The organism is Winogradskyella aquimaris (assembly GCF_042676105.1).
Taxonomy (GTDB): domain Bacteria; phylum Bacteroidota; class Bacteroidia; order Flavobacteriales; family Flavobacteriaceae; genus Winogradskyella; species Winogradskyella aquimaris.
Genome location: NZ_JBHTJQ010000016.1, coordinates 168,108 through 182,233, shown reverse-complemented (window position 1 = coordinate 182,233; position 14,126 = coordinate 168,108). Strand labels below are relative to the sequence as shown.

13 protein-coding genes and 7 tRNA genes are annotated in these 14,126 nt (G+C 35.4%); 10 read left to right on the top strand and 10 right to left on the bottom strand.

All coding sequences use genetic code 11. The annotated features are described in order from the left end of the window. Positions 1–5: 5 nt before the first annotated feature. The 6 genes from ACFQ1K_RS10780 to ACFQ1K_RS10755 all read right to left on the bottom strand — a co-directional run bounded on the left by ACFQ1K_RS10780 (position 6) and on the right by ACFQ1K_RS10755 (position 4,343). The gene (locus ACFQ1K_RS10780) at positions 6–578 is read right to left on the bottom strand and encodes a glutamine amidotransferase-related protein (protein ID WP_320554746.1); all 573 of its coding nucleotides are present in this window, start codon (positions 576–578) and stop codon (positions 6–8) included. 72 nt (positions 579–650) lie between these two features. Next, a complete protein-coding gene (locus tag ACFQ1K_RS10775) occupies positions 651–1,838 on the bottom strand; it encodes an aspartyl protease family protein (RefSeq protein WP_320554745.1) in 1,188 nt (395 codons plus the stop codon). A gap of 176 nt (positions 1,839–2,014) precedes the next feature. Next, positions 2,015–2,497: a VOC family protein gene (locus ACFQ1K_RS10770; protein WP_320554744.1), complete on the bottom strand. Its 483-nt coding sequence runs from the start codon at positions 2,495–2,497 to the stop codon at positions 2,015–2,017. A 142-nt stretch (positions 2,498–2,639) separates the two neighbouring features. Next, entirely contained in the window at positions 2,640–3,179 is a 540-nt protein-coding gene (locus ACFQ1K_RS10765) for a hypothetical protein (RefSeq protein ID WP_320554743.1), read from the bottom strand. A gap of 71 nt (positions 3,180–3,250) precedes the next feature. Next, positions 3,251–3,706 (bottom strand): hypothetical protein, encoded by a 456-nt coding sequence (locus ACFQ1K_RS10760; protein WP_320554742.1) that lies wholly within the window; start codon positions 3,704–3,706, stop codon positions 3,251–3,253. A gap of 85 nt (positions 3,707–3,791) precedes the next feature. Then, positions 3,792–4,343 carry a hypothetical protein gene (locus ACFQ1K_RS10755; RefSeq protein WP_320554741.1) on the bottom strand — a complete coding sequence of 184 codons (552 nt, stop codon included), beginning with the start codon at positions 4,341–4,343 and terminating at the stop codon, positions 3,792–3,794. Positions 4,344–4,570: 227 nt separating this feature from the next. Here ACFQ1K_RS10755 and ACFQ1K_RS10750 point away from each other — a divergent pair, with 227 nt between their 5' ends. After that, entirely contained in the window at positions 4,571–4,903 is a 333-nt protein-coding gene (locus ACFQ1K_RS10750; protein ID WP_320554740.1) for a single-stranded DNA-binding protein, read from the top strand. A 46-nt stretch (positions 4,904–4,949) separates the two neighbouring features. Here the strand turns inward: ACFQ1K_RS10750 and ACFQ1K_RS10745 are convergent, their stop codons facing one another. Both ACFQ1K_RS10745 and ACFQ1K_RS10740 read right to left on the bottom strand, forming a co-directional pair. After that, complete coding sequence (locus ACFQ1K_RS10745; RefSeq protein ID WP_320554739.1) at positions 4,950–5,126, bottom strand: hypothetical protein; 177 nt, start codon at positions 5,124–5,126, stop codon at positions 4,950–4,952. A gap of 63 nt (positions 5,127–5,189) precedes the next feature. Next, complete coding sequence (locus ACFQ1K_RS10740; RefSeq protein ID WP_320554738.1) at positions 5,190–5,714, bottom strand: ferritin; 525 nt, start codon at positions 5,712–5,714, stop codon at positions 5,190–5,192. Positions 5,715–6,654: 940 nt separating this feature from the next. On the opposite strand from ACFQ1K_RS10740, the gene ACFQ1K_RS10735 reads away from it, so the two are divergent. The 9 genes from ACFQ1K_RS10735 to ACFQ1K_RS10695 all read left to right on the top strand — a co-directional run bounded on the left by ACFQ1K_RS10735 (position 6,655) and on the right by ACFQ1K_RS10695 (position 10,937). After that, positions 6,655–7,236, top strand: coding sequence for a tetratricopeptide repeat protein (locus ACFQ1K_RS10735; protein WP_320554737.1), 582 nt, complete (start codon positions 6,655–6,657; stop codon positions 7,234–7,236). Between the two features lie 222 nt (positions 7,237–7,458). After that, positions 7,459–7,530 (top strand) — tRNA-Asp (locus ACFQ1K_RS10730). 97 nt (positions 7,531–7,627) lie between these two features. Further along, positions 7,628–7,700, top strand: a tRNA-Glu gene (locus ACFQ1K_RS10725). 5 nt (positions 7,701–7,705) lie between these two features. Then, positions 7,706–7,778, top strand: a tRNA-Met gene (locus ACFQ1K_RS10720). A 6-nt stretch (positions 7,779–7,784) separates the two neighbouring features. Further along, positions 7,785–7,857 (top strand) — tRNA-Leu (locus tag ACFQ1K_RS10715). Positions 7,858–8,095: 238 nt separating this feature from the next. Next, positions 8,096–8,168: transfer RNA gene (locus ACFQ1K_RS10710), tRNA-Phe, on the top strand. Positions 8,169–9,158: 990 nt separating this feature from the next. Continuing rightward, positions 9,159–9,230: transfer RNA gene (locus ACFQ1K_RS10705), tRNA-Arg, on the top strand. A gap of 23 nt (positions 9,231–9,253) precedes the next feature. Beyond that, a tRNA-OTHER gene (locus ACFQ1K_RS10700) sits at positions 9,254–9,321 on the top strand. Between the two features lie 518 nt (positions 9,322–9,839). Then, entirely contained in the window at positions 9,840–10,937 is a 1,098-nt protein-coding gene (locus tag ACFQ1K_RS10695) for a slipin family protein (RefSeq protein WP_320554736.1), read from the top strand. 43 nt (positions 10,938–10,980) lie between these two features. On the opposite strand, the gene ACFQ1K_RS10690 is transcribed toward ACFQ1K_RS10695, so the two are convergent. Both ACFQ1K_RS10690 and metG read right to left on the bottom strand, forming a co-directional pair. Next, the gene (locus tag ACFQ1K_RS10690; RefSeq protein ID WP_320554735.1) at positions 10,981–11,883 is read right to left on the bottom strand and encodes a histone deacetylase family protein; all 903 of its coding nucleotides are present in this window, start codon (positions 11,881–11,883) and stop codon (positions 10,981–10,983) included. Continuing rightward, positions 11,883–13,949: a methionine--tRNA ligase gene (gene metG / locus ACFQ1K_RS10685; RefSeq protein ID WP_320554734.1), complete on the bottom strand. Its 2,067-nt coding sequence runs from the start codon at positions 13,947–13,949 to the stop codon at positions 11,883–11,885. The genes ACFQ1K_RS10690 and metG overlap by 1 nt, the downstream gene beginning before the upstream one ends. Positions 13,950–14,126 lie beyond the last annotated feature (177 nt).

Genomic DNA, 14,126 nt, shown 5'->3' with positions numbered 1-14,126 from the left:
TGAAGTCATAGCATTGACAGAAAGTTTTTTAAAAGAATATAACCATTGTTACCTACCTTAAGCTCTTCAGGATGAAATTGGGATGCATATATCAATTTATGTTCATGTTTCATGACTTCAATTCCATCTACCGATTCAGCCAGTGAAATTAGCTCTTTTCCAAGTTTTTTAATGGCTATATGATGATATTCAAAAACACGTAATTCTAGGTTTTCTAGTCCACTAAAAATCGGATCATCAACCAAGATATGTACTTTATTTATACCCTTCCGATATGATCGTAAGACTTGGAAATCAGAATTGAATGCTTTCCCAATAACTTGAAACCCTTCACAGATACCAAAAATAGGCACTTTTGATTCTAGTACTATTTTAATTTCATTTTTGTAAAGCTGCGCGTTATCTGCTACTTCGCCGGCTGTTCCACCACCTGATAAAACGATACAGTCAAAACCCTCAACATCTCTGGGCTGTACTGCTTGAAAATGTCTAATCTCTATGTTATGCTGATCTAAGCAGGTAATTAAATCATCTATAAAATGAGTCTCATTATTAATAATCAAGATTTTTTTTCGCATGCTTGAAATGTTTACAGCTCTATTGTCTGGAGTATAATACCATGCCTTCAAGCTCTTGTGAACATTATATCTTTATAATAAAGTCTTTTCTATTTGATATTTTACGGCCACTCCTTTTGAATTGATAAGTTCCAAAAATATTTGATCGTTAAATGTATGGTCTACATAGTCGCAAAAATCACTTCCGTTCTTAAAATCAAGATCATCAATTTTCACAACTTTCATATTGGGTCTAATTCCTTTATCGTAAGCATCTGATTTTTCCATAACCGACTGAACATAAATACCTTTTTCTAAGTTGTAACCTAGTCTAAATCCAGCTGTACTGGATTTATCTCTCATTTTGTCTGATTCTAAAAGGTAAAGGTTTTTACTATTCCAATCTATAGTTACCTTGAATCTTGATAGAAAATCATTACCTAGAGAAACGGTTTTTCCTGTTCGAAGCATAACATTTTTAATACGCATGTTATTTATCCTTACGGAATCTGAATAAGATATCTTTCTGTTGAGCTCAACTGGTGTACCAATAATGCCACTCTGATTAATTCCCCTTTCAATAAATGGTTCACTCAGTATATTCTTATCTTCAAGTAAAGTAAATATGTCATCGCTCAAAGCAATAGACCCATTAGAACCATAATCAACCAACACGTTCTTAATGGTAGCTGTTCCAATATTTATATCTACAAAAATATTATACTGATAATCCGTTTTAAAGGGTAAAACAACACCCTCGCTAATAGTATCTGTTTCAGTTTTATTGGATAACCACAAAGAATTAGTTTCTTGGTCAATTGTCCAGTTGTATTGTCTAATTAGGTTTGAGCCAATAATACCATCTATTCCTAAACATTTCATGATTGGATTTGCATTGAAATCACCAACAAATGCAGTTTGGTTTTGAAACCATACATTGCCGACTTTTATTGAGTCAACTTGCACCCAATTGACTTTCTTCTTATTGTAATCACTATCTATAATATTACCCTTACTCAGCGTCTTGAAATTAGTCCTTTCCTGAAGTTTCTTTGATATGCTAAATGGTGCACCAGTATCAAATAAAAAGCGATATTCTTTACCCTTTATAGTGATTGGGACAATGATAAGTTTATTTCGAATGTCAATATTTACAATATCTGTAGCACTTCTTTTAGTGACACTTCCATACTTTATAGCATCAGTCCACTGAACAGAGCAACCTTGAATTAATAATGCCGTAAGGCAAATGCATATTAATATTTTATGATGATATCTCATTTTAAATTTATGCTAACGGTCTGGTATAACCGTGAGTTTTTGTTTACATACGTTAATTTTCGGCTAAGCACTGACTTTAGCAATTCCGAGTGGCTTCGAACGAAGTCAAATCCGCTGACACGAGCATAGCGAACTGCGACAGCTAATTGCTTTTATATATTGTTGTATGGCGTTTTTTATTCATTCTTTATTTCGAGCCACTGTTCATATGTTACAACTCTTTTTTCTTGATTCCCTTTAGTCTTCCCAGATAAAATTCCGATGAATTCGAGATAATGTCCATCAGGGTCACTAAAATATATTGAGATGGCTGGCATCCAACAAAACACCATTGGTTTTTCATTGTCATCTTGTAAAAAATTCCAAAAGTTTAAATTGTGAGATTTTAAAAAGTCAATGGATTCATTTATGATCCATTGAGGTTCACATTCAAACGCAAAGTGTCGTAAATCAATTTCATCTTTAGGTTTTTCCCATAATCCAAGCATCGCTTGTTTGTCTTCTCCAATCCAAAAAAAAGCCGTTCTTCTTTCCTCTTCAAAACGACATTGTTTTAAGCCAAGAACTTTAGTATAAAATTTAATCGAACGTTCCAAATTCTCAACGTATAAATGAGTTTCGTAAAGTCCCTTTATCATAATCGGTTTTCTTTTTTTCAAATGCCAACGTTTTTGTACTATGATACGTTGAGTTTATGAGAATAAAAGTTAGCAAATAAAAATTTAATAGAAAATCCGCGAGGATTTTCGTAAGTAGGCTAGTGCCAGCAATGAACTATAGCCGCTGTTGGCTGTAGTTATTTTATTTTTTGTCAGTTTGGTTTTCCGTTATTGTGTCTTTTATTAATGCGTTGTAATTGTATTCAGGTGTTTTTTCCTTTATCTTATTCATCTCATTTTGGAAATGGTTTTTTAGAAATGCTTTTTCCTTATCATTCAGATTTTCAAGAATTCCAACTCTACCATAAAAGCTTATATTTTCATCATCTTTATGTACAAGAACGATTAATGGATATCCATTTTTTGCCTCAAACATTTCCAAGTCATTTTCGATTCCAGTTTTTGGATTTGGTCGGTCTAAAAAGTAGGTGAAGCTTATATTTTTTTCAGTCGGACTGTCGAAAGGGTCACTTGTCGGATTTACATAATTAATAATTCCTTGAACTTCGTAAAAGTCTGATTCATTAAAGTCCGAATATTTCTTTTCGGATTTACAAGAAATAAGTCCGAAACCCAATGAAATTAATATGGTTAACGTTTTTCTCAAATTACTTACAACGGTTCGGCTATGATTTCGGCGTGGATAAATCCGCAGGATTTGTCCAAAGTAGAAATCAGCCATAACTAAGTTAGGATTTTTGTTTTAAAGTTAGTAAGCCACGCTGAATTATAGCCATTGTTGTAACACGTTTTTTAATCACCTTCACCAGGTTCAACAATTACAAAAGCCCATTCAACTCCATTAGGGACCTTGTAATCATTTAGGAATTCCCCTCCAAGTCCTGAAATTTGGGAATTATTATCTTCAACTTCCAGTTCATTATCATTGCTGAAGGTAAACTTAATTCCATTGTTCAGAATTAATGAATCGGATTCACGCATATTTAAAATTCTAAAGTGATTTGGCTTGATTTTTAAATCTTTAGCTAGTTCAACATCATTCGCGGTTTCGTTGTATAGAAAAATGTCATGTCTATTCCCAATTATTACATAAGTTGATGGTACAATGAATAATCTATTTCCTTTGTCAATAAAATAGTTCCCATGATCATTACTATAGCGATTCGTATTTTTAGTATTTCGCAAATTTAAATAGACAATAGCAAATCCAATTAAAAGGGATAAAATCAAAAAGACTTTTTTGTTCATTTTGAAAATGTGTTACAACGGTTGGGCTATGATTTCGTTGTGGAATCATCCGCAGGATTATTCCGCCGAAATCCAGCCGTTTGATTTATAGTTTAAACATCGATTTAGCTTTTTGCCACAATGAATTATAGCCATTGTTGGCAACAGTTTTTAATTTGTCAAAATCATCTTTTAATTTTTTCCATTCTTGATAGTCGGCGTCAACTTCTTTTGGTTTTTTACCTTTCATTTCTGAATGATTCATAACGTGGTTTAACACATCCAAGCGGGATAATCTTTTGGTTAAATCTTGGTCAATTTTTTTGTTGTGTTTAAAAATTTCTTCTATTTTTTGTTTGACCTCAATTGGGTATTGAGTAAGTAATTCCGCAGAGCCTAACAAATTAACTTCTATTTGAGATTCGGTCAATAGAGTCCACAATTGTTCAAAATTAGGTTCAGGTAGTTTTATAAATCCATTTATATTTCCCCATCCAGTATCCCACAAAATTTCGTTTTGCCACGTATTTCCATCATTGTCGATGAAAAATTCAGTTCCATTCAATTTTTTCAGTCCAAAACGTTCAGGTTTATTATCGGTCCGACCTAAAGAACCTAAAAAATGTATCTCGTTTATATTAATATTTTTATGGTTCATTCAAATTGTTGCCAACAAGGGTATATACGCACCTTTTTTTATAAGTATAAATTTAGTGCAAAAACCAACAAGAACAAAGCTTTAGCTATTTACAAACGACTACAAATATTTACAAACGAAATTAAATAGGTAACTACCGACTAAAATTTACAGGTCATCCCATCTTTGCCTTGTCGAAACATAAGAACTCGATAGTATTAACTGTTTAACAATTAAATTTAGAACACATGAACACATTAAAAAACAAAGTACAGTTGATTGGTAATTTAGGTAACGACCCAGAAATCATTAATTTAGAATCGGGTAAAATGCTTGCAAAATTTTCTATCGCCACAAACGAAAGTTACAAAAATGCCAACGGAGAAAAGGTAACCGATACCCAATGGCACAATATTGTAGCTTGGGGAAAAACGGCTCAAATTGTAGAAAAATTTGTCACTAAAGGTAAAGAAGTAGCCATAGAAGGAAAACTGACCACACGCTCATGGGAAGATAAAGACGGTATGAAACGCTACACAACCGAAGTGGTTTGTAATGAGCTCTTATTGCTCGGTAAATAATTACAAGTCGTCCATAACGAAAAGAGCCGCACATTGCGGCTCTTTTTTATGCTACTTTTCTTATAAGATCAAAGCAAGGACATTTTTTACAGCGTTTGCATTCTGCTTTTTTATACTTTTTACAGCACTTAGACTTTACTTTACCTAAGCTTTCAATACCTGAGGTTTGGAGTATTTTTATGCGTTCCTTCTTTAGTGCTTTGTTCTTTTTCTTTTTGCCCATATTGACACGTATATCAACACGACAAAAATAGTTATTTTAATTTATTCTAAATAAATTTTAACATTAAAGACCCTGACCTGGAGTTTGTGCGGCAGAACTTACCGTGAGCTGTTGTATGTCTCGGTCAAACAAATAAAGGCCACCCTTATCGTCTCCAATCATGTTAATTTTATCTAAGATGGTTCTGGCAACCGCTTCTTCTTCTATTTGCTCGGCAACGTACCACTGTAAAAAGTTGTGTGTTGCATAGTCTTTTTCCTGAAGCGATATGTGTACAAGCTCATTGATACTTTCAGAAACAAATACTTCGTGCTCTAAAAGTTTTTGAAACATTTCCTGAAACGAGTTAAAGGTGACATTTGGGGCATTTAGTTCAGAAACACGTGCGTGGCCTCCACGCTCATTAACAAATTTTACCAATTTGAGCATGTGCTCACGTTCTTCATCAGATTGATCGTACATAAAATTAGAGATGCCTTCCAGACCTTTTACTTCGGCCCAAACAGCCATGGCCAAATACACTTGAGAGGATTCGGCTTCTATACGTATCTGCTTGTTTAAAGCAGTTTCTATTGATTTTGATAACATAATTATTCTTTTGTATAAAGGTAATAACTATAAACTTAAAACTGAGTTAATAGTTTGGTCTATAGGTTATTCATATTTAATCTAATTTGTGTTGGAATTTTGATTTTACGTCATAATTATTTCATATTTGTACCACTAATGAGAAAGACAATAGTACATAAAGCACCAAAATCACTGATGTATCAGTGGGATTATCGTGGAAATAGTATCGAATTATTTCAACGAGCAAGGACCTTGTGTATCTATGGTAATCATTATTTACAAATGATTTAGAGTTTTATACTAATATAGAATACAAGCGTCCAAGAAATTGGGCGCTTTTTTTGTTTATAATCAATCAAACATGACAAAAACAAAGCGGTTGAACGGCAAAAAAACATAAAAAACTGAAAAAAAATTATAGAAAAAATTGAAACAGGATTTTAAAAACTAAAATATAAACATTGAAGAATAAGCAATTGGGAGACAGACGTTTGCGAAAAACCTTCACTTATCCGTGTAAAACGGACAGGATAATCTTTGCTTAAATATAAATGTAAGTAACTGAAAATCAAATAAATAAATTTAAATTTAATTTGGAAATTATAAAATTTCGACTTTATATTTGCACCGTAGAATTAAGTAAACGAATTCGCATTTAAACATTAACAATAAAAAACAAGAAGCCATGCTAAAACATAGTATCGCATTTCAAAACTTTAGTGAACCAACAAGTATGCTTGGTTATGACCTCTGGTCATATAAGAAAAGGCTTCGGTATATTTCTGAAATAGCTGCTCATCAGTAGGCAGATTACTTTCCAGAAAAAAATCCGAAGCAATAAAACTGTTTCGGATTTTTTTATGTCCAAACATTAAGATCTAATCAAAAACAAACAGTTTTAAAGCATCCCTTAGAGGAGATGCGTTTGAGACCGTATTAACTATTGAATAAAGGAAGAATGAGAAATATATTACAAAACATACACTTGTTTAGGGCAATTGAAGCTTACCCATGGGAGTTGGAAAAAGCAGTAGAAGCATTGCAATACGCTTTGGCCTACGACCCAGAAAATGCTAAAGCTTTGCACTTAATGGCAAAAGTGTATGCTGAACAATTAGGTGATTTTGAAACAGCCAAAACATCTTTTGAAAGTGCTTTGGCCAGCAGATTGGATATACCAGATATATATCCAGATTATATACGATTATTAACCAATAACGAGGATTTTGAAGAAGCTCAAAAGGTTATTGATTTTGCCAAAACGGTAAAAGGTATTGATAAAGCTGCTATCGCATTGGCGCAAGGTCAATTGTTTGAAAGTCTGGCTCAGTTCGAAGATGCAGAACATGCTTTAAAAGAAGCGAAGCAATTAGGGCTAAATGATGATTTTATAAGTTTTGTTGATAATATGTTGTCTCGTGTAAAAAAGAAAAGAAAAGCACAGGCCAACGAAAACAGAATCTTAGAAAATCAAGCCAAAAAAGAAGCTGAAGCAGAACCTAAACGTTGGTTTCAGAATCGGTTGAATAATTTATTATAAGTAAAAAGAAAGGAGAATTAATAAATCGGCAAGCTTCAGTTTGCCGGTTTTAAAACATAAGATGGTTGAACGGTTAAAGTGAAATGCTGCAGGTTAGATTTTAAGAGTTAAAGGCTCATTCTTATCTCAAATTTGGGAATTCGTCAGCGTTGGAGAGCTGGGGCTGTCTGTAAAACAGTTGTATTGTACTAAGAAAGTTCGAATCTTTCAATTCCCACAATTAGTATCGTAGTTCAATGGTAGAGCGCTCGGTTGTCTCCCGAGAAGTTGCGAGTTCGAATCTCGTCGGTACTGCAAAATTGAGAGTAGGCAAATATTGGTTTGTTGCGCTTACCTGCTAAGTAAGTTTACCTCAGGGTAATTAAGGTTCAATTCCTTTGCTATCCGCTTTGCTCCGTTGGTCAAATGGTTTAAGACGTCACACTTTCTATGTGGAATTAAGGGTTCAATTCCCTTACGGAGTACAAATTGAGATATAGCTTAACTGGCAGAGCATCGCTCTCATAAGGCGAAAAGTTTAGGTTCGAATCCTAATATCTCAACAATTTGCAGGAATGGCGAAATGGTAAACGCACTCGATTTAGAATCGAGAGACTGGGAGTTCGAATCTCTCTTCCTGTACAAAAACTCCACTAGCCCAAATGGAAGAGGCAAAGGTTTTAAGCACCTTTAAGTCCAAGTTCGAATCTTGGGTGGAGTACAATAACCTGTGGTGTAATGGCAACATTCAAGACTTTGAATCTTGAGGTAATGGTTCAATCCGTTCAGGTTATCTAATAAAGTGGCTATAGTGTAATGGCTCGCACAGGCGGTATATCTACCTTGATTAAGTGCGAATCTTGATAGTCACTAAAATTTTGGAACAGTAGCAAAGTTGGTCAATGCACCAGATTGAAGATCTGACGATATAGGTTCGAGTCCTGTCTGTTCCACAACAAAGTTCATTGACATGGCATGAAACCTAAATTTTTGGTTTCATGATTAGCAGAAATCAACATTCTTAAATTTTTTTTGATGAATGTTGGGGCGGCTTATCGTCCTTAGATAAACTTGGTAACAAGGATAAATCTGTTTGCAGGCACTGCAAATGGAGACTGTTTTCTCAGAAAATAGTACAGATAAGCAAGCAACAAACATAGGTTATTAAATACTAGGGGCGACCGCTGAGGTATTTTAAGAATCTATAGCCAGTTTTAAAGAGGCTTGAGGTGGAGACACCAATAGGAAAAGTTGTAGTAATGGGTTACGTTAAGGTTATCCACCCTTGCGGAGCGTGTTGCAGTATAAGAGTTGCCCGATTGGAAACGATTCGGTGACTTAACATACTGTGTGTTGGGAAACACACAAGGAGAAGGTTGGTATTTTGTAGGCTAAAATCTACGAAGCCATTTCCGAAGCTCTTCTCCTAGGTCAAAAAAACTATGGGTTCGATTCCCATCCTAAAACCAGAATTGAGGATGCTCAGATGGTGAGCAATAAGGCAAAAGACTTCGGGCATTGTAGCAGCTAGTAGTTGCCTAAACCCATTGAAACATATGGGACAGTAGAGGTCGCAAGCCTTTGCTGTGTGGTAAACATTCTAGTAGGCCGCCTCAAAAGAGGACGCCTATGAATGGTGAGGGAGCCAACCCTTTTAATTGCAAAGCGTGGTATTAAGCCACTATGCAAGCCAAGTCTAAGTTGCCGAACGGTTACAATGTATAGAGGCATCGGATAAGTACGTAATTCTCTGAGCAAAGAGAAGCGCGTGGAAAACCAGGGAAGGGCTACGGCTATATTCCTGGGAAAGTTTATCCTTAAGCGGAGGTATTCTCAGAACGCTTTTTTAAAAATATCAAGCTGGTCTTGTTGGGTGTTTCGGTATGGCACTATTGCATAAGGCGATACGTATATGTATTTCGTTTTTATGTTCAACTAGACTTGAAGGTTTTGACTGTTCACCAAAAAATAGTCTACGACTCTATAGGTCGTGGGTTCGATTCCCACCTTCCCCACAAAGTCATACCAATGTAAAGGGGAAGTAGTTCAGTTAGGTTAGAACAATAGATTGTTTTGTTGCCGGTTCGAGTCCGGTCGAGATGTTCAGAATCTCGTAACTCAAATGGTAGAGTAGACACTGCACAGTAAATGCAGCTTTTAGGGCAAAGGATGTCCACCAAAGCTTATCATCTTGTAAAACTGATAGACAAGTAGTCCGTCATACTACTCAATAAAAATGACAAAATAGTAGATTGTAGATTGGCTTTAGTAATAACCAATTAGTGTTCAATAATAGGCAATCTTGAAAGTACCTTGAATTAATGATTTGTTATTTCAAAAGTAGTTACTGTTATGATTAAAAGTGAGAAGACACTTATCAAATCGATATGTTTTTTTACTTGATGTCATTACACTGATTACGGCTGATATTGCTATGAGTAATTCCGTATAGAAGAGATGATTTGCAATCTGCTATTTTTTAAAAGTAAAAATTGAAATAAAGATAAACTTCAACTAGTGTTAAACTCGTCAATACTAGTTTGAAGCCGGCAATCCGTCCGTTACAAGTGATGCCGTTTAGCCTTAGTTGGCAAAAATGATGTTTAATAAAAAAACTAAAAACAATGTTACGAGTAAGAATTAATGCCGGAAAAGTAGGTTTGGTATTCAAAAACGGTGATTACGTTAAAGTGATTACTGAAGGTTTACACTGGTTAGGGTTTAACCAGCGTGTACTAATGTATAGTTTGAGCACTAGTTTTACTGCACCGATAGCATTGGAAATTCTCTTAAAAGATGAGATTTTGGCTGCTATGTTAGATGTTGTAGAAGTAAAGGACGGAGAGATGGTTTTACTTTACGAAAAAGGAAACTTTAGCAACGTCCTAACCGCTGGCCGCTACGTATTCTGGAAAGGTCTAATTGATCGTGAGTATGTACATGTAGATTTAAGCAAAATCTATATTACTGAAAATCTGGATAAGTCCCTTTTTAGCAATTATGAAGTCAATAAGTACATCAGAACTTTTGAAGTTGCTGCTTACGAAAAAGCTGTGCTTTTAGTAGACGATGTATATACAAAGACACTCGGAGGTGGTACTTACCGTTTCTGGAGAAATGATACTTCTATTAAAATTGTAAAAGCCGATTTGCGTCAGCTTCAATTAGAAATTGCAGGACAAGAATTGTTAACTAAAGATAAAGCCGCTATTCGTATCAACTTTTACACACAGTACAAAGTTAAAGATGTAGAAAAGGCACTTTTAGAAAACAAGGATTACGAAAAGCAATTATACGTTACAATGCAGTTGGTGTTGCGTGCTTATGTTGGTGCTTACACCTTAGATGAATTGCTAGAACGTAAAGATAATATTGCAGAAGCAGTGTTTGAAGACGTAAAAACAAGCGCATCAAAGTTGGGTGTTACCGTTTTAAACTGCGGTATAAGAGATGTGATTTTAACTGGTGAAATGAAGGATATTATGAACCAGGTTTTAGTTGCGCAAAAGAAAGCACAAGCGAACGTTATTATGCGACGTGAAGAAACAGCTTCTACACGTAGTTTGTTAAACACAGCAAAGTTGATGGAGGAGAACGATATGTTGTACAAGCTAAAGGAGATGGAGTATATTGAAAAAATTGCCGAAAAGATTGGTGAAATCACCGTTTCAGGTAATGGAAATATGGTCACACAATTGAAGGAGATTTTCTCTGGGAAATAAGTGGTGTATAAATAAAGCGCTAGTACTAACTAGCGCTTTTTAGTTAAAAGAAAATATCTTGCGCCAGTCTAAAGGTGTTGGCATGGGCCTCTACAATGGTTTTAATATCTGGAGAATAGCCACCACCCATACTGCACATTACAGGAATATTTAAATCTTTACATGATTGCAGTACAAACCTATCACGCTCTTTACAACCCTCAATACTCATTCCGAGTTTACCTAACTTATCGGAAGCGATAACATCAACACCAGAAAGGTAATAGATGAAATCTGGTTCTTGATCTTCAATAAGTTTTGGAAGTGTTTGTTTTAAAATATCAAGATAAGTGCTGTCGTCAGTATCATTGTCTAAAGCAATATCTAAATCGCTTTGTTCTTTTTTAAACGGGTAATTACTTTTCCCGTGCATGGAAAATGTAAACACCGAATCGTCATTCTGAAAAATTTCAGCAGTGCCATTGCCTTGGTGTACATCCAAATCTACAATAAGGATCTTTTTTACCAATCCCTTGCTTTGAAGATAACGCGAACCTATAGCTTGGTCATTAAGTAAGCAAAAGGCTTCACCACGATTGGTATAAGCATGGTGTGTGCCACCAGCAATATTCATCGCAACACCATATTTAAAGGCATATTCACTAGCCTTAAGACTGCCATCTGCAATAATGACTTCACGTTCAACTAAAACCTCACTTAGGGGAAACCCTATTTTACGCGCGGCGCGTTGATCTAGAGTAATGTTCACCAAATCGTAATAATACTCTGGTGTATGCACAGCGAGTATATGCTTGTCATTAGGTTTTTCGGGCTCAAAAAAATTGCTGCTGTGGCAAGTACCCTCGTACAATAGTTGCTGAGGTAGCAATTCATATTTTTCCATTGGAAACCGATGTCCTTCTGGCAATGGATGTTTATATATGGGATGATATGCTATTTTAAGCATTAACTTATTTTCAAACCATTAGAGACATTTTCAATGCTAGGATTTACAAATACTAAGTTTCCTTGTTCATCCTCAGTCATTAAAATCATACCTTGACTTTCTACACCTCTAAGTTTTCGCGGTGCTAAATTGACTAAAACCGTAACGCGTTTGCCAATAACGTCCTCTGGTTTAAAACTCTCTGCAATACCAGACACAATGGTGCGTGTGTCTATACCAGTATCGACCTTTAAGACTAAAAGCTTTTTGGTCTTTGGCATTTTTTCGGCCTCTAAAATAGTGCCTACACGTAAGTCTAGTTTAGTAAAGTCGTCAAACGTAATTTCATCTTTTTGAGGCTCTACTTTTTTGCTGGCCGCTTCATTAGCTTTTTTACTGGCTTCAAGCTTGTCTAATTGTTTCTGAATGGTGTCGTCCTCAATTTTAGAGAACAATAATTCTGGTTTTCCGGTTTGAATGGAATGTCCAGCAGGAAGCAAGACATCCTTTGTAGAAATGTCTTTCCATGTTAAATCAGATTTAAGAGCAGAATGATTTAGAATCGACTTTAATTTTACTGAAGTAAACGGTAAAAAAGGTTCACTTAAAACAGCGAGTGAGGCAGCAATCTGCAATGCAACAAACATGACCGTTTTGGTACGTTCTTCATCCGTTTTAATGGTTTTCCAAGGTTCTTCGTCTGCCAAGTATTTATTGCCAAGACGTGCTAAATTCATGAGTTCTTGGCTGCCTTCTCTAAAACGGTAACGTTCTATAGAACTAGCGATAACAGCAGGATAGGCTTTTACAGCGGCTAAAGTGTCATCGTCTATAGCTTTAAATTCTGCAGGCTGAGGAATCTCACCATTGTAATATTTGTTGGTAAGTACAGCCACTCGATTAATGAAATTACCAAAAATTGCCACCAACTCATTATTGTTTCTGGCTTGGAAATCTTTCCAGGTAAAATCGTTATCCTTGGTTTCTGGTGCGTTTGCGGTTAAGGCATAACGCAATACATCCTGTTGATTTGGAAAATCTTCCAAATACTCTGGTAACCAAACCGCCCAGTTTTTTGATGTTGACAATTTATTACCTTCAAGATTTAGAAACTCATTGGCAGGAACATTATCTGGTAAAATGTATGAACCTTCTGCCTTTAACATTGATGGGAAAATGATACAATGGAATACAATATTGTCCTTACCGATAAAGTGCACCAATTTAGTGTTTTCGTCTTTCCAATAGTCTTCCCAGTTTTTACCTTCACGTGCAGCCCATTCCTTTGTAGCAGAAATGTAACCAATAGGAGCGTCAAACCATACATAAAGTACTTTGCCTTCACCACCTTCTACAGGAACAGGAATTCCCCAATCTAAATCTCTGGTAACAGCTCGTGGTCTTAAGCCATCGTCTATCCACGATTTTACTTGACCGTATACGTTAGGTTTCCAATCCTTTTTATGGCCTTTAAGAATCCACTCGCGTAAAAATTCTTCGTGCTTATTTAAAGGTAAAAACCAATGTTTTGTCTCTTTTAGTGTTGGCGTATTACCAGTGATTGCCGATTTTGGATTAATTAAGTCTGTAGCATTATGGCTGGTTCCGCAGCTTTCACACTGGTCGCCATAAGCTTCTTCATAACCACATTTGGGACAGGTGCCAATCACAAATCGATCGGCTAAAAACTGATTGGCTTCTTCATCGTATAATTGCTCAGAGACTTCTTCTACAAACTCGTTTTTATCATAAAGTGTTTTAAAGAATTCTGAAGCCGTATCGTGATGAATTTTCGCTGAGGTACGTGAATAGTTATCAAAAGAAATCCCAAAATCCTCAAACGATTTTTTTATAATGGCGTGGTACTTATCTACAATATCCTGTGGTGTTACACCTTCCTTTTTTGCCTTAATGGTAATAGGCACGCCATGTTCATCACTTCCACAAATAAAAGCCACATCATTACCTGTTAATCTTAAATATCTTGAATAAATATCGGCTGGCACGTATACACCTGCTAAATGACCAATATGAATTGGTCCATTAGTATATGGTAATGCTGCTGTAACGGTATATCTTTTGGACATGAGTGCTTATTTATTTTGAAGCAACAAAAGTACGCAATATATGTACAGTTCTAAAAAAAATGTACATTTACAAAAAGCAGTATTTATGCATTTGAGACATATCATACACTTTCTTTTCATTGCAATTATTTTTAGTACGTATTCTAATATCTGTGCACAAAATAAAGCGGATAATTC

Bases quoted from the DNA above. Each gene is read 5' to 3' on its own strand.
- metG (WP_320554734.1), bottom strand. From the start codon at position 13,949: ATGTCCAAAAGATATACCGTTACAGCAGCATTACCATATACTAATGGA.
- ACFQ1K_RS10750 (WP_320554740.1), top strand. From the start codon at position 4,571: ATGAACACATTAAAAAACAAAGTACAGTTGATTGGTAATTTAGGTAAC.
- ACFQ1K_RS10735 (WP_320554737.1), top strand. From the start codon at position 6,655: ATGAGAAATATATTACAAAACATACACTTGTTTAGGGCAATTGAAGCT.
- ACFQ1K_RS10775 (WP_320554745.1), bottom strand. From the start codon at position 1,838: ATGAGATATCATCATAAAATATTAATATGCATTTGCCTTACGGCATTA.
- ACFQ1K_RS10745 (WP_320554739.1), bottom strand. From the start codon at position 5,126: ATGGGCAAAAAGAAAAAGAACAAAGCACTAAAGAAGGAACGCATAAAA.
- ACFQ1K_RS10760 (WP_320554742.1), bottom strand. From the start codon at position 3,706: ATGAACAAAAAAGTCTTTTTGATTTTATCCCTTTTAATTGGATTTGCT.
- ACFQ1K_RS10740 (WP_320554738.1), bottom strand. From the start codon at position 5,714: ATGTTATCAAAATCAATAGAAACTGCTTTAAACAAGCAGATACGTATA.
- ACFQ1K_RS10765 (WP_320554743.1), bottom strand. From the start codon at position 3,179: ATGGCTGATTTCTACTTTGGACAAATCCTGCGGATTTATCCACGCCGA.
- ACFQ1K_RS10695 (WP_320554736.1), top strand. From the start codon at position 9,840: ATGTTACGAGTAAGAATTAATGCCGGAAAAGTAGGTTTGGTATTCAAA.
- ACFQ1K_RS10690 (WP_320554735.1), bottom strand. From the start codon at position 11,883: ATGCTTAAAATAGCATATCATCCCATATATAAACATCCATTGCCAGAA.
- ACFQ1K_RS10755 (WP_320554741.1), bottom strand. From the start codon at position 4,343: ATGAACCATAAAAATATTAATATAAACGAGATACATTTTTTAGGTTCT.
- ACFQ1K_RS10780 (WP_320554746.1), bottom strand. From the start codon at position 578: ATGCGAAAAAAAATCTTGATTATTAATAATGAGACTCATTTTATAGAT.